The 20364-nt window shown below is 63.5% G+C and carries 15 protein-coding genes and 2 pseudogenes; 13 read left to right on the top strand and 4 right to left on the bottom strand.

Annotated elements, in window-relative coordinates:
* Positions 1 to 16: 16 nt before the first annotated feature.
* A complete protein-coding gene (locus IHQ72_RS25310) occupies positions 17 to 967 on the bottom strand; it encodes an IS481 family transposase (protein ID WP_258116642.1) in 951 nt (316 codons plus the stop codon).
* Between the two features lie 112 nt (positions 968 to 1079).
* Between IHQ72_RS25310 and IHQ72_RS25305 the strand changes: the two genes are divergently transcribed.
* Positions 1080 to 1784, top strand: a complete 705-nt coding sequence (locus IHQ72_RS25305; protein ID WP_258118022.1) for a glutathione S-transferase family protein — start codon at positions 1080 to 1082, stop codon at positions 1782 to 1784.
* A 248-nt stretch (positions 1785 to 2032) separates the two neighbouring features.
* On the top strand, positions 2033 to 2860 hold the full coding sequence (locus IHQ72_RS25300) for a DUF2189 domain-containing protein (RefSeq protein WP_258118021.1): 828 nt from the start codon (positions 2033 to 2035) through the stop codon (positions 2858 to 2860).
* Positions 2861 to 3366: 506 nt separating this feature from the next.
* Here the strand turns inward: IHQ72_RS25300 and IHQ72_RS25295 are convergent.
* Positions 3367 to 4077: pseudogene (locus IHQ72_RS25295) on the bottom strand (TadE/TadG family type IV pilus assembly protein); the annotation flags it as partial.
* A 350-nt stretch (positions 4078 to 4427) separates the two neighbouring features.
* On the opposite strand from IHQ72_RS25295, the gene IHQ72_RS25290 reads away from it, so the two are divergent.
* Positions 4428 to 5288 (top strand): TIGR01459 family HAD-type hydrolase, encoded by an 861-nt coding sequence (locus IHQ72_RS25290; RefSeq protein WP_258118020.1) that lies wholly within the window; start codon positions 4428 to 4430, stop codon positions 5286 to 5288.
* Positions 5289 to 5314: 26 nt separating this feature from the next.
* Positions 5315 to 6298, top strand: a complete 984-nt coding sequence (locus tag IHQ72_RS25285) for a bifunctional riboflavin kinase/FAD synthetase (RefSeq protein WP_258118019.1) — start codon at positions 5315 to 5317, stop codon at positions 6296 to 6298.
* Positions 6299 to 6300: 2 nt separating this feature from the next.
* Here the strand turns inward: IHQ72_RS25285 and IHQ72_RS25280 are convergent, their stop codons facing one another.
* Entirely contained in the window at positions 6301 to 6855 is a 555-nt protein-coding gene (locus IHQ72_RS25280) for an HdeD family acid-resistance protein (protein WP_258118018.1), read from the bottom strand.
* Positions 6856 to 7142: 287 nt separating this feature from the next.
* On the opposite strand from IHQ72_RS25280, the pseudogene IHQ72_RS25275 reads away from it, so the two are divergent.
* The 3 genes and pseudogenes from IHQ72_RS25275 to IHQ72_RS25265 form a co-directional block, all read left to right on the top strand.
* Positions 7143 to 7241, top strand: a pseudogene (locus IHQ72_RS25275) (MipA/OmpV family protein); the annotation flags it as partial.
* A 312-nt stretch (positions 7242 to 7553) separates the two neighbouring features.
* Entirely contained in the window at positions 7554 to 10538 is a 2985-nt protein-coding gene (ileS, locus tag IHQ72_RS25270; protein WP_258118017.1) for an isoleucine--tRNA ligase, read from the top strand.
* Positions 10539 to 10961: 423 nt separating this feature from the next.
* Positions 10962 to 11636 (top strand): hypothetical protein, encoded by a 675-nt coding sequence (locus IHQ72_RS25265; RefSeq protein ID WP_258118016.1) that lies wholly within the window; start codon positions 10962 to 10964, stop codon positions 11634 to 11636.
* A 133-nt stretch (positions 11637 to 11769) separates the two neighbouring features.
* Here IHQ72_RS25265 and IHQ72_RS25260 read toward each other — a convergent pair whose 3' ends face one another.
* The gene (locus tag IHQ72_RS25260) at positions 11770 to 12222 is read right to left on the bottom strand and encodes a nucleoside deaminase (protein ID WP_258118015.1); all 453 of its coding nucleotides are present in this window, start codon (positions 12220 to 12222) and stop codon (positions 11770 to 11772) included.
* A 175-nt stretch (positions 12223 to 12397) separates the two neighbouring features.
* Between IHQ72_RS25260 and IHQ72_RS25255 the strand changes: the two genes are divergently transcribed.
* The 6 genes from IHQ72_RS25255 to IHQ72_RS25230 all read left to right on the top strand — a co-directional run bounded on the left by IHQ72_RS25255 (position 12398) and on the right by IHQ72_RS25230 (position 20205).
* The gene (locus tag IHQ72_RS25255; protein WP_258118014.1) at positions 12398 to 14512 is read left to right on the top strand and encodes a pseudouridine synthase; all 2115 of its coding nucleotides are present in this window, start codon (positions 12398 to 12400) and stop codon (positions 14510 to 14512) included.
* Entirely contained in the window at positions 14493 to 15047 is a 555-nt protein-coding gene (gene rsmD / locus IHQ72_RS25250; RefSeq protein ID WP_258118012.1) for a 16S rRNA (guanine(966)-N(2))-methyltransferase RsmD, read from the top strand. Before IHQ72_RS25255 ends, rsmD begins: the two co-directional genes overlap by 20 nt.
* A gap of 291 nt (positions 15048 to 15338) precedes the next feature.
* Positions 15339 to 16703: a M16 family metallopeptidase gene (locus tag IHQ72_RS25245; protein WP_258118011.1), complete on the top strand. Its 1365-nt coding sequence runs from the start codon at positions 15339 to 15341 to the stop codon at positions 16701 to 16703.
* A gap of 205 nt (positions 16704 to 16908) precedes the next feature.
* Complete coding sequence (locus IHQ72_RS25240) at positions 16909 to 18222, top strand: M16 family metallopeptidase (protein ID WP_258118010.1); 1314 nt, start codon at positions 16909 to 16911, stop codon at positions 18220 to 18222.
* A 20-nt stretch (positions 18223 to 18242) separates the two neighbouring features.
* On the top strand, positions 18243 to 19127 hold the full coding sequence (locus IHQ72_RS25235) for a patatin-like phospholipase family protein (protein ID WP_258118009.1): 885 nt from the start codon (positions 18243 to 18245) through the stop codon (positions 19125 to 19127).
* Positions 19128 to 19506: 379 nt separating this feature from the next.
* On the top strand, positions 19507 to 20205 hold the full coding sequence (locus tag IHQ72_RS25230; protein ID WP_258118008.1) for a cation diffusion facilitator family transporter: 699 nt from the start codon (positions 19507 to 19509) through the stop codon (positions 20203 to 20205).
* The last annotated feature ends 159 nt before the right edge of the window (positions 20206 to 20364 follow it).

Genomic DNA, 20364 nt, shown 5'->3' with positions numbered 1-20364 from the left:
ATGGAGCGACCAGCGTCTAGGTGTTTAGTCCCGGCATTTGATGGGTGGGATCGAGTCGGAACCGTTCGGGCTCTTTTGCCCAGATTTTGCAGATGAATTCGTGGGGCGTGAGGCCCTTGAGGGTCTTAAGCCGGCGCGCGAAATTGTAAGCTAAGATGAAGTCGGCGAGATGCCGACGCAGTTGCTCGTGATCGTCATAGTGGAAGCGCTTGACGGTGGCGTCCTTGATGGTCCGATTCATCCGCTCGACCTGGCCGTTCGTCCAGGGATGGTTGATCTTTGTGAGCCGGTGCTCGATGCCATGTTCGTCGCAGATGCCGTCGAAGATGTGCTGAAGGGCATGCCGGTCGCAGGTCCGGTTGGCGAACTGAATGCCGTTGTCGGTCAGAATGGTATGGATGGCATAGGGCACGGTCGCGATCAGGTTGCGAAGGAATTGGGCCACCGCCATCTTGCCCGCCGTCGGGTGCAATTCCGCATAGGCGAATTTCGACGTCCGATCGATGGCCAAGAAAAGGCGCAGCTTGCCCTCGGCGGTCTGCACCTCGGCGAGGTCGATATGGAAATAGCCGAGCGGATAGGCGTTGAACTTCTTCCTGGCCGGCTTGTCGGCGTCCACCTGCGGCAGCCGCGAAATGCCATGGCGCTGAAGGCAGCGATGCAACGACGAGCGCGTCAGATGCGGGATCGAGGGCTGTAGGGCATAGAGACAATCATCCAGCGCCAGCAACGTGTGCTTGCGAAAGGCGACGATCACCGCTTCCTCTTCGAGCGACAGCACTGTCGATCTTGGTTTCTTCGGGCCGGTGGGAAGATCGGCGGTCGAGATCCGGTTCCTCCACTTTCTAACTGTCTTCTGATCGATGCCGTAGCGCTTGGCCAGCGCTCTCAGGCTCTCTTGACTATGCTGTATCGCTCGACGGACTGCCTCTGTCGTCGTGGCGCGGCGGTGTAGAACCTGTCCCATAGCGCATCCTTTGATTCGGACGGCAATGATGCGCCATTAAAGTCCGGGATCAAACATCTAGGGTCAAGCTTCGCTGCGCAGCGTGATCCCTAAACATGGAAGAGACAAAGAAATGGAACCTATCCTCCTTTACGGCGTCCCGGCGGGAAGTTCGATGGGGCTTGTCGCTGCTTTTGAACGCCTCGGACAACCCTACCGCCTGTGTCGCGTCGACATGCTCACCGAAATGAAGAACGACGCCTATGCCAGCATCAACGGCCGTCAGGAAACGCCGGTGTTGATCACGGACGAAGGCAAAGTGCTCACCGAGACCATGGCGATTGCCGCGTGGCTCGAAGCCCGCGACACGCAACGTCGCATCAGCTTCGATCCTCGCTCGCCGGAAGCCGACCGGATGCATCAGCTGATGGCTTTCGTGAACACCGGCTTCACCGCCGCTTTCACCCCGCTCTGGGCTGCATTTGAAATGGAATCGGCCGACCCAGCCCTGCTGGCGACCTTGCGTGACTTTGGCCGCAAGGCCGTTACCGAACGCCATGACCGGCTTGAGGCAATGATCGCCGACACGGACTTTCTGGTCGGCGATCACCTGACACTGGCGGACACCACGCTGATTGGCGTGGCGCGCTGGGCGGAGTTCCACAAGGCGGTCGACGGCGCAGCCTACCCCAAGCTGGCGGCGTTGCGCCGCCGGATCGAAAGCGATCCGGACGTGCGATATGCGCAGGCCATCGAGGACGGCGAAAAGCCGGCGGGTTCGGGTGCCTGTCTTGGCCAAATTCCGCTGGCCGAGGTCATTGAACGCTTCGCTGACTAGCACACGTCAGTCCGCGCGGCGCCAACGCATCAGCCCGAAAATCGGAATCGATTTTCGGAAAGCACGATGCGTAGATTATCGGTGTTAGTGCGTACTTTGTGCGTCCAAATGGACGCACGTCGCTCTAATGTGTCTGGGGCCGCGCGGTGGCGACAACAGCGCCTAAATCGGCTATCATGCCGACTTGAAGTGGCAGCTACGGGCGGCCATCCTGGCGGTGGCCGCCCCCGACACACGGGAGAATGGTTATGGCCGGCTTTCATGTCATGTCGGACGCGCGTGGAATGCACGTGCAGCCCACGGTGCGCCGCATCACCACGGCGGACCTGATGGATGTGCTGCGGCTCGGCATCGAGGATTTCTGGGCAAAGCCATCGCATTACGTGTTCCTGTGCCTGATCTATCCGGTGGTCGGATTGATGCTGGCGCAGTGGACGACATCTGGCTCCAACGCCATCCAGCTCCTCTACCCGCTGATGTCCGGCTTCGCCCTGCTTGGGCCCTTCGCCGCGATCGGCCTCTACGAGATCAGCCGCCGCCGCGAGCTCGGCATGGACACGTCCTGGTGGCACGCGCTCGACGTGCGCCACTCGCCGGCGCTGCCGGCGATCGCGGTCATCGGCGTCATGCTGGTGGCACTGTTCCTGCTCTGGCTGTACACCGCGCAATCGATCTACACCGGCCTGTTCGGCAATCAGCCGCCGGCTTCGATCGGCGGCTTTGTGCGCGAGGTGCTGACAACGCCCAAAGGCTGGACGCTGATCCTGCTCGGCAATGCGGCCGGCTTCGTCTTCGCCGCGATCGTGCTGGCGACCACCGTCGTCGCTTTCCCGCTGCTGCTCGACCGCGATGTCGGCGCGGTCTCGGCAATCGAGACCTCGGCACGGGCGGTGATGACAAACCCGCTGCAGCTGGCGCTGTGGGGCCTGATGGTCGCCGTGCTGCTGGTCATCGGCTCGATCCCGCTGTTTGCCGGGCTCGCCGTCGTCATGCCGGTGCTTGGCCATGCGACGTGGCATCTCTATCGCAGGGTGGTCGAACCGGAGCGGGCGCAGCAGGAGCGGCGGCCGATGTAAGGCAGGATGGTTGGTTGCTTCGGGCATCGAAGCGTCTCCGGGAAGTGCGCAATGTGTGCCTCGTCGGACACCGACGCGCAAGGGCTTGGCGGTTTCAGCCGTTGCGCCAGACGAAATGCCGAACACACGCTGGGTCGCGTTCCTTCGCGCCCCCCTCTGTCCTGCCGGACATCTCCCCCTCAAGGGGGGAGATTGGCAGCTTCGCCGCCAGTGCGCTTTTCATCAGCGCTGGAGATTGGCGAAAAGGAGGAGTGACGTCCGATCTCCCCCCCTTGAGGGGGAGATGGCCGGCAGGCCAGAGGGGGGCGCTGTCCCGCCAGCCTCTCCCTTAAGTCACCAGTCCCATCGCCTTCAGCCGACGATGCGCAGGTTCGACAATTCGTTGGCGATTTCCTTGAAATTGTCCGACAGCGTCGCCCCGGTCGCGTTCCAGAACAGCTTGGCCGGTTTGGTCGGATCGGTGGGATCCATGCGGAAGCGCGAGTCCGACGAGCATGCCTTCAAATCGTCCAGTCGAAATCCTCGTGCTGGATCGGGGAGATGCCGTCCTGGTCCATCCAGCTATCCTGGTCATGGGCGGGACCGACATTGACCGAAGCAGCGAACGGCACCAGGGAGAACTGCACCGGTTTGGTGACCTGCTTCATCTGCTGTGCCTGCAGCGCCAGCGTATCGACAAGCTGCTTGGCGGCAGTCTTCAGCAGATCAATCCGCATCTGGCCGGTGCCGGAACCCAGATTATTCATCGAGCCGGAATTATCGAGCACAAGGGCTACTTCCAGCGTGTTCTTTAGGCGGATTTCCGAGCACGCCGTGAAGGTTGTATCACTCGTGGTCCCGCCGCCAATCAGCATAGCGGCGGCCGGCAGAAAATAGGGGTGATACGTTAGGGCGCTGCAGAGCTTTAACGTGCCTCCACCCGCATTGCTGTTGGGCAGGGTGACGGTAAGCAACGTATTGGCCGGATCGACAGGGCCGAGATTGGCTTCGAAGAAAGTCTTGGCATAGGCCTTGGCGGCGTCGTCGCTTGCGCCGGAGACGATCTTATGAGCGGTAGCGAGGCCGGCGCCGTCCAGGGCATTCAACGTGGCGTTCTTCTGGCGGAGCAGTTCCGAGTAGTCGACGCTGAGCGCCAAGCCGCCCATGAGCGGCACCATGGTGATGACCGTCATCAGCGTATAGTTGCCACGCCGGTCCCTACCGAATTTTCGGATCATTGCCGTCAGCACCCCGCCAGAACCCCTTTGTCGGCGAACAGATGCCACCAATCCTTAAATTTCAGATTGCTAATATATGTCCAAGATCGACACACTTTTTCAAAGCTCGTTAACCACGCCGCCGCTGGGGCCAATGCCGCCCGCGATCGGGACCGCCGCGGAGTCTCCGGAATCGGCTAAAGCTCTGGAAACGAAAATTTTTGTCCTTTGCGATTATGCCTTCATTGCTGGGCGGCGATGCTGAAACGCGGCGAAAGCTGGTGACAGGGTGAAGAGCTTCGGTTAATGCGGTCCGGCCGCTGCGGATCGTCGGCGGCGGCGCTCGCAACCATCATGACTTGGAAAACGATATGGCGGATTCGCCCGATATCATCGGCTCGCTCGCGGATTTGTCGGCAGCCTATTCTGCCATTCTTTGCGACGTGTGGGGTGTGGTCCACAATGGCGAACGACATTTTCCGGCCGCGGCTCTGGCGCTGGCCACCGCACGCGAAGCGAAGATACCTGTGGTGCTGATCACCAATTCGCCACGCCGCAGCGCCGATGTGGTGGCGCAGATGAATGCGATCGGCGTTCCCTCGGCGGCCTACGACCGCGTCGTCACCTCCGGCGATGTGACCCGCGACCTGATCATCGAGGGCCCGCGAAAGATCTTTCATATCGGCGCCGACCGCGACTTCACGCTCTATGACGGGCTTGATGTCGAGCTGGTCGAGGAGTTCGAGGCATCCGGCGTGGTCTGCACCGGGCTGTTCGACGACGAGGTCGAGAAGCCGGAGGACTACGCCGATCTTCTGCGGCGGCTACGCGCCAGGAACCTGCCCTTCATCTGTGCCAATCCCGACATCGTGGTCGAGCGCGGCGAGCGGATGATCTGGTGCGCCGGGGCCTTGGCCCGCGACTATGCCCAGCTCGGCGGGCGCACGCTTATCGCCGGAAAACCTTACGCGCCGGTCTATGACGTCGCAATGAAGGAGATCGCCGACCTGCTCGGCCGCCCGGTCGAGCGCTCGGGCGTGCTGGCCATCGGCGATGGCATGATGACCGACATCAAGGGTGCTGCCGACAACGGCTTCGACGTGCTCTACGTATCGGGCGGCATCCATGCCCGCGACTACGGCGATCCGCTACAACCGGATCCGACCAGGCTAATTGCCTTTCTGGAAAGGCACGGCTACCGGCCGGTCGCGGTCATTCCGAGACTGCAGTAGGGTCGCGCCATGACGGAAGCCTCGAAATGACGGAAGCCTTCGAACGCGTTTCGGCAATCTCGCCGCTGCCGGCCCATTTGCGGGGTGGCGTGGTGGCGATCGGCAATTTCGACGGCGTGCACCGCGGCCACCAGGCCGTGCTCGAGCGCGCGCTTGCCGAGGCCCGCCGGCGCGGCGTGCCGGCTCTGGTGCTGACCTTCGAGCCGCATCCGAGAAAGGTGTTCCGGCCTGATATACCGCTGTTCGTGCTGACGCCGCCGCCAATGAAGGCACGGCTGCTGTCGCATCTCGGCTTTGCCGCCCTCGTCGAACAGCCGTTCACGCGCGACTTCGCCGCACTGTCGGCGGAAGCGTTCGTGACCGGCGTGCTGGACAGGAATCTCGGCATCATTCATGCCGTGACCGGCTTCGATTTCCACTTCGGCAAGGATAGGCAAGGCGGCCCGGCCTATCTGATGGCGGCCGGCGAACGCCGCGGCTTCGGCGTCACGCTGGTCGACGCGTTTCGCGACGAGGGCGCCGAGGTGGTGTCGTCGAGCCGGATCCGCGCGCTGCTGTGCGAAGGCGAGGTGGCCGAGGCCGCCGGCCTGCTCGGCTACCGCTTCACGGTCGAAAGCGAGGTGATCGGCGGCCAGCAGCTTGGCCGGACGCTCGGCTTTCCAACCGCCAATATGAGGCTTTCGCCGGAAGCCACTCTGAAGGAAGGGATTTACGCCGTCCGCTTCCGTCGCGCCGACGGCACGCTTCATGATGGTGTTGCCAGCTTCGGCCGCCGCCCGACCGTCGATGACAACGGCGCGCCGCTTCTGGAAACCTTCGTCTTCGACTTCTCCGGCGACCTCTACGGCGAGATATGCGCGGTGTCCTTCTTCGGCTTCCTGCGCGCCGAGGTGAAGTTCGACGGGCTCGACGCGCTGGTCGCGCAGATGAAACGCGACGAGGCCGAGGCGAGGGCGCTGCTTGCCGGCGTCAGCCCGCTTTCCGAGCTCGACGCGGCCATTGCTTTTTGAACTTATTTTTTCAGCGCCAGGCCGACCGCAATGAAGGCCCAGCCCTGGAAGATCAGGTCGACGGCGAGAAACAGCCCCAGCACCCATACGCTGTTGACCGGCCAGCCCATGGCGATGATCAGGCCTGCCAGCGCGCTGATGACGCCGGCCGCAACCAGCCAGCCCCAGCCTTTTTCCGGTCTGTGCTTGTACCCGACCCAGGCCCTGAGCACGCCTGAAGCGAGAAGGGCGACCGCCAGCAGGAAGGTCAGCACCGCCGACGCCAGCAGCGGGTTGTAGAAGGCGAAGAACCCGGCGACGGCATAGAGAAGACCGCTGAGCAGCCAGTAGAAGAACCGGCTCCAAGTCTTCACACCGAAGGCATGCATGATCTCGATGATTCCGGCCATCAGCATCAGCCAGCCGACGACGTAGACCGAGGCGACCGTGGCGATGAACAGATTGCCGAAGGCAATGCCGCCGAGGATCAGCAGCAGCACGCCGAGCCCGACGAACCATCCCCATTTCGCCCGCGTCTGACCGATTGCATCCTTTAAAGCGTCGCCCTGCAGGGTCATTGCCGCCATCTCCATCGTCGCCTGGCAACTTGCCGATTTGGAGGGTAGCGCCGAAGGCCTTGCCCGTCCAGCGAGCAGCTCGCGCCAGACGCACGCCAAAAAAGCGAGGCAGCGTTTCGAATTTAAATCAAAGTTTACTGAACCGGCGCCATGGCTCTTGGCCAGGCTGGTTGTTCCCGCCGGTGTTTCGTGCGTATGGAGTGACGATGCGTTCTGTCAGGGTGTTTCAGGTGGTCTTGGCCAGCTTCATGCTGGGCGCGACCGGTGCCGCCGAAGCCGGCGAGGGCGGCCCGGCGGCCGATTCCAGCCTGGTCAAGGAGCGCGGCTCCAGAGATCAGTTCATGATCGGCGTGTCGACGACCTATCGCTTCGATTTCTCGATGTGAGTGCCTTGGCCCGGCAATCGCGTATCTAACGGATGCATTGTGACCTCACAAGCTGCAGGGAAGACACCGAGAGTTCGGGCTTTTCAACATCGCCTGTCTCGGTTAAAAGCCCAGCCATGACGAGCTTTTCGCGCCTTTTCGCGCTGACGATACGAATTACAGGCCCGGTGTTTCGGGCGGCCTGAGCGCCGCCGGAGCCGCCGGGAATTTTTGCGCGCGGCCTCTCGCGCTTTTTCAAGATCATGATAGTTCAATGCCCGGGCTCCTTTGCCGCCGGGCAATGCATATGGCAGACCAATGACCGATACCCCAATGACCGACACTGTTGAAACGATCGACTATTCCAAAACGCTTTATTTGCCGCAGACGGATTTCCCGATGCGCGCCGGCTTGCCCGAGAAGGAGCCGCTGCTGGTCAAGCGCTGGCAGGATATGGACCTCTACCGCAAGCTGCGCGACAACGCCGCTGGCCGCGAAAAATACGTGCTGCATGACGGCCCGCCCTACGCCAATGGCAACATCCACATCGGTCATGCGCTGAACAAGATCCTCAAGGACGTCATCACCCGCTCGTTCCAGATGCGCGGCTACGACTCGAACTACGTGCCCGGCTGGGATTGTCACGGCCTGCCGATCGAATGGAAAATCGAGGAGCAATACCGCGCCAAAGGCAAGAACAAGGACGAGGTCCCGGTCAACGAGTTCCGTAAGGAATGCCGCGAGTTCGCCGCGCACTGGATCAAAGTGCAGGGCGCAGAATTCCAGCGGCTGGGTGTCGTCGGCGACTTCGACAATCCCTATACGACGATGGCGTTCCACGCCGAGGCGCGCATCGCCGGCGAACTGTTGAAATTCGCCATGTCCGGCCAGCTCTATCGCGGCTCCAAGCCGGTGATGTGGAGCGTTGTCGAGCGCACCGCGCTGGCCGAGGCCGAGGTCGAGTACCAGGACTACGAGAGCGACACGATCTGGGCGAAGTTTCCGGTCGTCAGCCTCGCTCGTCAGGTCACCAACGTCGAAGATGGGCAGCCGGCCTTGGATCCAAAGCTGACGCAGACGTCACTGGACTTGCTGGAGGCCCACGTCGTCATCTGGACGACGACGCCGTGGACCATTCCCGGCAACCGTGCCGTGAACTATTCGCCTCGCATCAACTATGGCCTCTACGAGGTCACGGCAGCTGAGAATGCTTTCGGCCCGCAACCTGGCGAAAAGCTGATCTTTGCCGACGAGCTGGCGGAAGAGGCTGCGGTCAAAGCCAAAGTGACGATGAATCGGCTCCGTAACGTTTCGGCGGAAGAGCTTGGAAGCCTTACGCTTTCTCATCCTTTCAAAGGTTTGAATGGCGGCTACGAATTCCCGGTCCCAATGCTCGCCGGCGAGCATGTCACCGACGAAGCCGGCACCGGCTTCGTTCACACCTCGCCCAGCCACGGCCGCGAGGACTTCGACGCCTGGACGGGCGCTGCATCGGAACTGCGCCAACGCGGCATCGACACGGCGATCCCGTTCCCTGTCGACGATGCCGGCTTCTTCACCAAGGACGCGCCGGGCTTTGGCCCGGACCGCGAGGGAGGAGCGGCGCGCGTCATCGACGACAACGGCAAGAAGGGCAATGCCAACCAGGCGGTCATCGACGAGCTGATCAAGCGCAACGCGCTGTTCGCGCGCGGCCGGTTGAAGCATTCCTATCCGCATTCGTGGCGATCGAAGAAGCCGATCATCTTCCGCAACACGCCGCAATGGTTCGTCTATATGGACAAGGAGCTGGGCGACGGCACAACGCTGCGCAGCCGTGCCTTGAAGGCCATCGACGACACCCGCTTCGTGCCGGCCGCCGGCCAGAACCGTATTCGCGCCATGATCGAGGAGCGCCCCGACTGGGTGCTGTCGCGCCAGCGCGCCTGGGGCGTGCCGATCGCCGTCTTCGCCGATGCCGACGGCAATGTGCTGAACGACGAGGCGGTCAACCAGCGCATCGTGGACGCCTTCGAGAAGGAGGGCGCCGACGCATGGTTCGCGGCCGGCGCCAAGGAACGTTTCCTCGGCAACCACGATGCCTCGAAATGGCAGCAGGTGATGGACATCCTCGACGTCTGGTTCGATTCCGGCTCGAGCCACGTCTTCACACTCGAGGATCGTCCTGACCTGAAATGGCCGGCCGACCTTTACCTCGAAGGCTCCGACCAGCATCGCGGCTGGTTCCACTCCTCGCTGCTTGAAAGCTGCGGCACCAGGGGCAGGGCGCCTTACGACACCGTCGTCACCCATGGTTTCACCATGGACGAGGAGGGGCGGAAAATGTCGAAGTCGCTCGGCAACACCGTCGTGCCGCAGGACGTCATCAAACAGTCGGGCGCCGATATCCTGCGGCTATGGGTGGTCACGACCGATTACTGGGAAGACCAGCGGCTCGGTAAGAACGTGCTGCAGACCAATATCGACGCCTACCGCAAGCTGCGCAACACCATCCGCTGGATGCTGGGCACGCTTGCTCATGACGATGGCGAGGAAGTGCCGCTGGACAAGATGCCGGAGCTGGAGCGGCTGATGCTGCATCGGCTCTCCGAACTCGATGAAGTCGTGCGCGCGGGCTACGACGCCTTCGAGTTCAAGCGCATCACCCGTACGCTGCTCGACTTCATGGTGGTCGAGCTGTCGGCGTTCTATTTCGACATCCGCAAGGACGCGCTCTACTGCGAAGCGCCGTCCAGCGTGAAGCGCAAGGCTTCCGTGCAGGTGGTGCGCCGTCTGTTCGACTGCCTGGTGAAATGGCTGGCGCCGATGCTGCCCTTCACCATGGAGGAGGCCTGGCTCGACCGTCATCCGGACGCCGTCTCGGTGCATCTCGACCAGTTTCCGCAAATCCCGGCCGATTGGAAGAATGAGGCGCTGGCGGAAAAATGGCGCAATGTGCGGCAAGTCCGTCGTGTCGTCACCGGCGCGCTGGAGATCGCACGCGCCCAGAAGGTCATCGGCTCGTCACTGGAAGCGGTGCCGGTCGTCACGCTCGACGATGCGGCGCTCGAAGCAGCGATATCAGATGTCGACATGGCCGAAATGGCGATCACCAGCGATCTGGTCATTGCGCAGGGCAACGCGCCTTCTGGCGCCTTCACGCTGGACGACGTTAAGGGCGTCGCCGTGGTGATCGAGAAGGCCGAGGACCGGGGCCTGATCAAATGCGCGCGCTCATGGCGCTACACGGCCGATGTCGGGCAGGACAGGGAATTCCCCGATGTTTCCGCGCGGGACGCGGCGGTTCTGCATGAATTGAAGGCGCTTGGCCGGCTTTAATGCATGTCGCCCAAAAGTGCGTAGCGGTTTTGGGACAACGATATGCACAGCCAGAATGCATGTCGCCCAAAAGTGCGTAGCGGTTTTGGGACAACGAACATGCACGGCCAGAATGCATGTCGCCCAAAAGTGCGTAGCGGTTTTTGGGACAACGACATGCACGGCCAGAATGCATGTCGCCCAAAAGTGCGTAGCGGTTTTTGGGACAACGACATGCACGGCCAGATCACCATATCGGTGCACAAATGCCACGGCGGGCGGCTGATCAGCCCCCGCTCGTTGCCCTTAACGAGTGGTTGAGGTAAACACGCGAAACTCCGGACGACAAATTGTCGCCGGATTTCCGTCGCAAGAGCATAGACGATGGGAACCGTCCTTTGGCCGGTGGCGATCGAGAGGCTGTCTAGAGTGGGACTTTTTGGCATGACCGAAAGAACTTGCGCGCGGGTTGCGCTGCTGGCGCCGCTTGTCGTATCCGGCTTGGCCCTTTCCGGCTGCATGGGCTCGCCGACCTACGGGACCGACAAGACCGCCTCCGCCCAGCTTGCCGGCGATCTCACCAGCGCTTTTTCAGTCATGCCGAAGAACAAGGAAAAGATCGACTACAAGCCGCGCCCCGAACTGGTGAAGCCGGCGCCGGGACAGAAGGAATTGCCGCCGCCGCAGGACAGCATCGCGACGGCAAGCGCCGATTGGCCGGAATCGCCCGAGCAACGCCGCGCTCGCCTGCGTGCCGAGGCCACGCTCAATCAGGACGATCCGTCCTACCAGGCGCAGATCGTCGATGACGTCCAGACGGATCCAACCGCGATCAAGGCTGCGATGGCGCAGTCGGCTTCCAGTCATCCGCCGGCCTGGACTCCGGCGGATTCGGACAAGGGCCGCGCCGCCGAGGTCAAGCGCCGCCTCGCCGAAGGCAAGCAGGGCGACCCGAACACCCGCAAATATCTGAGCGAGCCGCCGGTGCAATACCGCGCCGCTGCCGCCACCGCGCCGGTGGACGACATCGGCGAGGACGAATACAAGAAAGAACGCCGCCTCAAGAAGGAAGCGGCCGCCAAGAACAAGAGCGGCATGTTCGACTGGCTGCCGTGGTAAGCTGTCAGCGCTAATGCATGTCGCGCAAAAGTGTGCAGCGGTTTTGCGATAACGACATGCATAAAAATAACAACCTAAAGCGCGTCGCATGAGGCCGGTCAAGCGCGACGCGCTTTAGGGAAAGCTGGCGATGCTACAGTTCGCGCCTCTCCTTGAAAAAATCCTTCAAAAGCAGCGCCGCGTCGCTTTCGGCCATGCCTGTATAAATGTCTGGCACATGATGGCAGGTCGGTGAGGCGAAGAAGCGCACGCCGTTGACCACAGCGCCGCCCTTCTCGTCAGCGGCGCCGAAATAAAGCCGGCGCAGCCTGGCGAAGGAAATGGCGCCGGCGCACATGGCGCAGGGCTCCAGCGTCACATAGAGATCGTGGCCGGTGAGCCGCTCGCTCGACAGCTTGCGGCAGGCCTCGCGGATCGCCAGCATCTCGGCATGGGCGGTGGGGTCGGAAAGCTCGCGGGTGCGGTTGCCGGCACTGGCAACGACCGTATCGCCGCTGGCGATGACCGCGCCGACCGGCACTTCGCCACGCAGGGCGGCGGATTCGGCCTCCTTCAGCGCCAGCGCCATGAAATCCGGCCGCTTCAAGCGGTTTCCATTCCTATTATCTCCTCGCTACTCCGGCGTGATCCTGTTATCTAGCGCATGACCCCGAAAACCGGAATCGGTTTCGGAGGGATCATGCGCCAAATCAAAGTCCTACAGCGTCCTTTGCGCGTCCGTACGGACGCGCGGCGCTGTAGTGCAAACGAGCAAAAGCCACATGGACGACAAAGACAAGAAATTCCCGCGCCAAAAGGGCCCGCGCAAGAACGGCCCGAAACCGTCGGGTCCGCGTGGTCGCGATGCCGCCGCCGGCAAGGGCGGCAAGCCGTCCTTCGGCGCGAAAAAACCTTACGCGCCGCGTGGCGACCGCCCGATGGCGGCTGACGGCGAGCGGCCGAAGCGTGACTTCAAAGGCGGCGACCGGCCGATCAGCAAGGCGCCGCGCCCTGAAGGCAGGCCCTATGAAAAGCGTGAGGGGCCGCGCAAGCCGTACGCCCCGCGCGGCGACCGCCCGATGGCGGCTGACGGCGAGCGGCCGAAGCGCGACTTCAAGAGTGGCGACCGGCCGTTCAGCAAGGGGCCGCGCCCTGAAGGCAAGCCTTATGAAAAGCGTGAGGGGCCTCGAAAACCCTATGCGCCACGCGGCGACCGGCCGATGGCAGCCGGCGGCGAGCGGCCGACGCGCGACTTCAAGAGTGGCGACCGGCCGTTCAGCAAGGAGCCGCGTCCGGAAGGCAAGCCTTATGAGAAGCGCGAAGGTCCGCGCAAGCCCTACGCGCCGCGCGGCGACCGGCCGGCGGCTGCCGAAGGCGAGCGCAGCGAAAGGCGCTTCGACCGTCCCAAGCACGACTTCGGCGATCGGCCCAAGCGCGATTTTGGCGGTGATCGGCCCCAAGGGGCATCGGGCGCCGGCTTCAAGCCGCGCCCGCGTCCGGCCGAGGCGACGGAAGAGGCTGGCGAGCGCATTGCCAAGCGGCTGGCCCGCGCCGGCCTTGCCTCGCGCCGCGATGCCGAGGAGCTGATCGCGGCCGGCCGCGTCAAGGTCAATGGAAGGGTGCTGTCCTCGCCCGCCTTCAATGTGATGCCCGGCGACATCATCCATCTCGACGGCATGGAGATCCCGCCGATCGAGCGCACCCGGCTGTTCCTGTTCCACAAGCCGGCCGGCGTCGTCACCACCAACCGTGATCCCGAGGGCCGCAAGACCGTCTTCGACGTGCTGCCGGCCGACCTGCCGCGGCTGATGACCATCGGCCGGCTCGACATCAACACCGAAGGCCTGCTGCTGCTCACCAATGATGGTGGGCTGGCGCGCGTGCTCGAACTGCCGGCGACCGGCTGGCTCAGGCGCTACCGCGTGCGCGTTCACGGCAAGGTCGAGGAAAGTGCGCTCGCCGGCTTGCGCGAAGGCATTGCCGTCGACGGCGTCTTCTACGGCGCCATCGAGGCGACGCTCGACCGCGAGCAAGGCACCAACGCCTGGCTGACGCTCGGCCTGCGCGAGGGCAAGAACCGCGAGGTCAGGAATATACTGGGCTCGCTTGGTCTCGACGTCACACGGCTGATCCGCATTTCCTACGGGCCGTTCCAGCTCGACGACCTGCCCGAGGGCCATGTGCTGGAGATCAAGGGCCGCGTGCTGCGCGACCAGCTCGGCGAACGCCTGGTCGAGGAGTCCGGCGCCAATTTCGACGCTGAGATCACCAAGCCGTTTTCCAACAGGCCGGTGCGGCGCGAAGCGGTGCGGGAAGAGGAGCCGGAGCGGCCGAAATTCACCCGCGACGGCGAACGCCGTCCGATCGGCGAAGGCGGGCTGATCAAGAACCGCAAACGCCGCGAAGGCAGCCGCGACGAGGCGCTGGGCAAGCTGTCGACAAGTCCCGGCAGAAGCTTTGGGCCGGAAAAGAGCTTTGGTGAGCGTGGCCCTAAATCTGAACGCAGCGGCCCCGAACGCGGCGGCTTTGGCGATCGCGGCCCCAAATCTGAACGTAGCGGGCCGGGCGGCTTTGGCGGCAAACCGGGCGGCGGGAAAAAGTCCGAACGCGAGCAGCGCCCGATCGAGCCGCCGGGCCAGCGCAAGGCCAATGTCTGGATGGCGCCGGGCGCACGGCCGATCGGCAAGGGCAGGGCGGACGCTGATGCCGCCAAGGCGGCCGAAGCCAATGAACGCAAGGCCTCGTTCAAGCCGTCTTATGGTAAGCCCGCCAAGCCCGGAGGCGCAAAGCCGTTCGGCAAGCCGCGTGGTGCCGAGGGTGACGGTGCCAAAGGCGGCGACCGGCCGCGCAGTGGTCCTGGAGGATCAAGGGGAGGCAATGCGGATCGTCGGCGGTGAGTTTCGCGGGCGTCCGCTGGCGACGCCCCGCTCAAGCGCCATCCGTCCGACCACCGACCGCACCCGCGAGGCTGTCTTCAACGTGCTGGCGCATCGCTTTCCCGATAGGCTGGCCGGCGCGCGCGTGCTCGACCTGTTCGCCGGCACCGGGGCGTTCGGCCTCGAGGCGCTGTCACGCGGCGCATCTTATGGCGTCTTCATCGAAGAATCAGCGGAAGGGCGCGGCCTGATCCGCACCAATGTCGAAGCCTTCGGCCTCACCGGGCGTACCAAGATATTCCGTCGCGACGCTACCGCTCTGGGCGAGGCGGGCACGATGGCCGCGTTCGGCCTGGTGTTCGCCGATCCGCCCTATGGCAAGGGCCTGGGCGAGCGTGCCTTGCGCTCGGCCAAGGCCGGCGGCTGGCTCGCCCCCGGCGCGCTCTGCGTCGTCGAGGAGGCGGCAGTGGCGCCGTTCGAGGCAGGGCCGGGCTTTTCGATTGTCGACGAGCGCAGCTATGGCGAGACGGTCATCCGGTTTATCGAGGTTGGGTGAGCGCGGCGGCGATTGGCGCTTCCTCGCCCCCAATCCTTCATTGGGGGAGAGGTGGCCGCGAAGCGGCCGGAGAGGGGGACGGTTGTGCGACCCTCCACCATTCGAGACGTTCAAGTCAGCTCTTCCTCGGTTCGTCGGCGCAGACCCCCTCTCCGTCTCGGCTTCGCCGAGCCACCTCTCCCCCGCTTCGCGGGGGCGAGGAACAGAGCGCCTCGAAAATGACGAACAAATCAATTTGCCTGTGGCAACACCCCCGCCTAACGTCCCACCCCATGACAACCGGAGCCATTGATGACATCTCAGGCTGAATGGCTGCGCGGGACGCTCTTGGCGCTGGCTCTCGTGATGACCGGCCCGGTTCTGGCCGACAACAAGCCGGAAGACGGCAAGGTGACGAATTTCCTGCTCGACAACGGCATGGAGGTTGTCGTCATTCCCGATCATCGGGCGCCGATCGTCACCCATATGGTGTGGTACAAGATCGGCAGCGCGGATGAGCCGCCCGGTAAGTCCGGCATCGCGCATTTCTTCGAGCATCTGATGTTCAAGGCGACGACCAATCACGCGGCGGGCGCGTTCGACCGCGTCGTCTCCGCCATCGGCGGTTCGAACAACGCTTTCACCTCCTATGACTACACCGCCTTTTACGAGACGGTGGTGCCGCAGGCGCTCGAGCAGATGATGGATTTCGAGGCAGATCGCATGCGCAACCTCATCCTCAACGACGACGTCATCGCCACCGAGCGCGACGTCATCCTCGAGGAACGCCGCTCGCGCATCGACAGCAATCCGCAGGCAGTGCTCGGCGAGGAGGTCGACGCCACGCTCTGGCAGAACCAGCCCTATCGCATTCCGGTGATCGGCTGGATGCAGGAGATGGAGAAGCTGAACCGCGCCGACGCCAAGGCTTTCTACGACAAATATTACACGCCCAACAACGCCGTGCTGGTGGTGGCCGGCGATGTCGAGCCGAAGGTGGTCAAGGCGCTGGCCGAAAGGACCTATGGCAAGATCGCGCGTGGCCCAGACTTGCCGCCGCGCATTCGTCCGGTCGAACCCGAGCAGAACACCAGGCGCACGGTGACGCTCACTGACGCGCGTGTCAGCGTGCCGAACTTTTCGACGCAATGGGTGGTTCCGTCCTATCACACTGCAAAGCCGGGCGAAGCGGAAGCGCTGGATCTGCTGGCGGAGATCCTCGGTGGCGGCAGCCGCAGCCGGCTCCACCAGCAGCTTGTCGTCAAGCAAGGCATCGCCGCCGAGGCCGGCGCCTTCTTCCAGGGCACGATGCTCGATGCCACCAATTTCACCGTCTATGGCGCGCCGCGCGGCGACGCCAAGCTGGCCGATGTCCAGGCGGCGATCGAGGTCGAGGTCGCCCGCATCGCCAAGGACGGCGTCACATCAGGCGAGTTGGAAAAGGCCAAGGATCGTTTCGTCCGCTCGATGATCTTCGCCCGCGACAAGCAGGATTCGATGGCCAACATTTACGGCGCGACGCTCGCCACCGGCGGCAGCGTCAGGGATGTCGAGGAATGGCCGGGCCGCATCCGCAAGGTCACCGCCGACGAAGTCAGGGACATTGCCGCGCGCTATCTCAATCTCAACCATTCGACATCAGGCTATCTCTTGCCGCAGACACAGGCAGGGAATTGATGTGATGACGAGGAATCAGCATAGCGGCGCCTTACCTTCTCCCCTTGTGGGAGAAGGTGGCCGAGCGAAGCTCGGACGGATGAGGGGTGTTCCAGCTTGGCACCGACATCGTTCCGGCCAGCACCCCTCAACCGTCTTGGCGCTGCGCGCCAATCCACCTTCTCCCACAAGGGGAGAAGGGAGAGCCGCGCGCATAGCCGCCCCTTTGGCCATCCTGCTCCTCTCCTTGCTCTTCCTCGTCCTGCCGGCGCTTTCCGCTCGCGCGGCCATGAGCATCCAGGAGGTGACCTCGTCAAAGGGCATTACCGCCTGGCTGGTGGAGGATTATTCCGTGCCGCTGGTCGCTATCCGCTTCGTCTTCGACGGCGGCACGACGCAGGATCCCGCCGGGAAGGAAGGGCTTGCCAATCTGATGAGCGGCTTGTTCGACGAGGGCGCCGGCAATCTCGACAGCGAGGCCTTCCAGATAAAGCTGGACGACGTCGGCGCCGAGATGAGCTTCGAGGCGGCGCGCGACGGCACCTACGGCTCGATGCGCATGCTGGCCGAGCAGCGAGACGCGGCGTTCGACCTGTTGCGGCTGGCAGTCACCGAGCCGCGTTTCGACCAGGCGCCAATCGACCGCATCCGCGCGCAAGTGCTATCCGGCATCATCGCCAACGAGCTTGACCCCGACACGCTCGCCCAGCGCAAATGGCTGGAGGCACTTTACGGCACCCATCCCTATGCACGGCCCGAGCAAGGCACCAGGCAAAGCATCGCCACGATCACGCCGGACGATCTTATCGCCTTTCACAGGGCGAACTTCGCCCGCGAAGGCCTGCATGTGGCGGTGGTCGGCGCCATCGATGCCGAGACGTTGAAGAAAAAGCTCGATATGGTCTTCGGCGGCCTGCCGCAACATCAGGCGCTCGCGCCCGTCGCCGATGTCGATCCGAAACTCAACCAGCAGCTCGAGGTCAATTACGACCAGCCCCAGACTTCGCTGCAACTGGCCTATCCCGGCGTCAAGCGGAGTGCGCCGGATTTCTTCGCCGCGGTGCTGATGAACGAGATCCTCGGCGGCAGCGCCTTCACCTCGCGGTTGTTCGACGAGGTGCGCGAAAAACGCGGCCTGGCCTACAGCGCCAGTTCCGACCTGGTCGACCACCAGCACGCCAACGCCTTGGCCATCACCACGGCGACCCGCGCGGACCGGGCGGCCGAGACGTTGGCTGTCGTGCGCGAGGTGGTGAAGCGCATGGCGCAGGAGGGGCCGACCGAAGCGGAACTGGCGGCGACCAAGAAATACTTGATCGGCGCCTATGCCATCAACAATCTGAACTCCTCCGGCGCCATCGCCGCGACGCTGCTCGAACTGCAGCTCGACAAGCTCGGCATCGACTACATGCAGCGCCGCGCCGCCCTCATCAACGCGGTGACGCTGGATCTGGTCAAGGCGGCAGCGAAAAAACTGCTCTCCGCCGAGCCGGCCATCATGATCGTCGGGCCGAAGCACGGCGAGGCCACGGAGGAATGACCCCAAATGAGGGGCAAGGAATGAGCCCGAGCTTCGGCATCGCCTTCGGCGGCGGCGGCGCGCGCGGGCTGGCGCATATCCATGTCATCGAGGCGCTGGACGAGCTGGGTATAAGGCCGGTCGCGATATCAGGCTCATCGATCGGAGCCATCATGGGCGCCGGCATGGCCTCGGGCATGGCCGGCAGCGACATTCACGACTACATGCGCTCGATCCTCGGCCGCCGCGCCGAGGTGGCGGCGCGCATGTGGCGGGCGCGGCCTGGCACCTTTGCCGAGGCGCTGCAGGGCGGGCTGCGTGTCACCCAGTTCAATGTCGAGCGCATCCTCAAGGCATTCATGCCCGACGCCATACCCGAAAATTTCGCCGAACTGAAAATACCGCTGAAGGTGACGGCCACGGATTTCTTCGGCCATAAGCTCGCCGTGCTTAGCGACGGCGACCTGCATTCGGCGCTTGCCGCCTCTGCGGCTATTCCCGCGGTATTCCGCCCGGTGATGCGCGACGGCAGGCTGCTGATCGACGGCGGCATCTACAATCCGGTGCCGTTCGACCTGATCGAGCACGACGCCGACATCATCATCGCCGTCGACGTCGTTGGCGCGCCGACCAAAGGCGGGCGCAAATACCCGACCTCCGTCGACCTGATGTTCGGCGCCACGCAATTGATGATGCAGTCGATCATCGCCGCCAAGCTGAGGCAATGCCAGCCGGACATACTGGTCAGGCCGGCGGTGTCGAAATACCGTGTGCTCGATTTCATGAAGATCGACGCCTTGATGGCCGAAACGGTTGATATCAAAGACGAGCTGAAGCGGGAGATCGAGAAGGCGGTGGAGGCGCGGGCCAAGGTCGACACGGGCAAGCGCACCAAGCAGGTGGGGGGCGTGGCGCGGAAAGTCTGACGCCTGGTGGCCTCAATCGAACGAGCGCACTCCGATAAGCCCAGTAGACCTTTCGCGATATGACTATTCCGTTCGCGGGTCGATCGAACGGTTGAGGATCAGCGCCCCGGCATGGTTTTCGCACGCCGCTGTCCGCGGCTGTTGCCGCACACCCGGGCAGATCGCAGCCAGTCCCTCCATCGTGAGCACGTCGGGTATTCTCGTGTGGCTGACGCAAAGCGCACCGTCGGCACCCCACGCTGCTGCATCGCCCCAATGGCGACAATAGCCGTGCACACACGGCTCGACGACACAAAGGAAACCTTAAGCCGGCAAATCGACAAATCCGCGCAACATCCCCGCGTCATTGGGGACGCCAGAAACGAGGAGATTTCTGGCGATGCAACCTTTGCGAAAAACCAATGACCGATCGAACGGCGAGGCGACGGCGGCTCGGACCGCACGCCTGGCGGTGCTGGCGGGCGCACCGGGCCTTCTCTTGACGGCATATGCGGCGGCGTCGTCCACGTCGCTGACCATCCGCGCCGATCTCGCACTGACACTGATGGACATGCTGGTGCTGGTCACCGTCGCGATCGTGGCTGGCGGACGCAAGAACGCGGGCACCGGCCGCAAGCGTCAGGCGGTCTTGGCCGAGACGCTCGCCAATGCACTCGCTGCGCTGGGCATGTGCCTTTCAATGGCTATCGTCGCCAGCATCGCGGTCCAGCGGATCGCAGCCGGCGGTGTCGAACCCCGCGGCCAAGGCGTGTTTCTCGCCATGAACCTGAACCTGGCCTATGCGGTGGTCAATTTCTGGATCCTGCGCCAATGGAAGGCCCGCAACAGGCTTGCCGCCTCCGCGCTGGCACGCGCGCAAATCTGCCTGTTCTCCGACAAGCTCTCGTCGAACCTGCTCATCGCCGCGTCGCTCGCAACAGCTATGATTTGGCAAGGCACGATGATTGCCCGCTTCATCGATCCGGTTGCCGGGCTGCTGATCGCAACGATGACCGCGCGCTGGACCATTCCTGTCGTGCGGGACACTGTTCGAAGCCTGCGACGGGAATTTCGCCGGGCGCGCAAGCCGGTCGCGTAGGGCGAGGCAATGAACGGCTCTGATTCGTCCTGGCTGGAGGCCTTAGCCTCTTCTGTCTGTTGAGATTCAGGTCGAGCCAAGGAGGGGCGCGCAACCAGTCGCCGGATCGATCGCTGCACTCCTCGGCTACTGTAACGGCATGGATCCATGCCGTAACAT

It is taken from the genome of Mesorhizobium onobrychidis (genome assembly GCF_024707545.1).
In the GTDB taxonomy this organism is placed as follows: Bacteria; Pseudomonadota; Alphaproteobacteria; order Rhizobiales; family Rhizobiaceae; genus Mesorhizobium; species Mesorhizobium onobrychidis.
The sequence above is the reverse complement of the archived record's forward strand: the minus strand, read 5'-3'. Positions and strand labels throughout refer to the sequence as shown.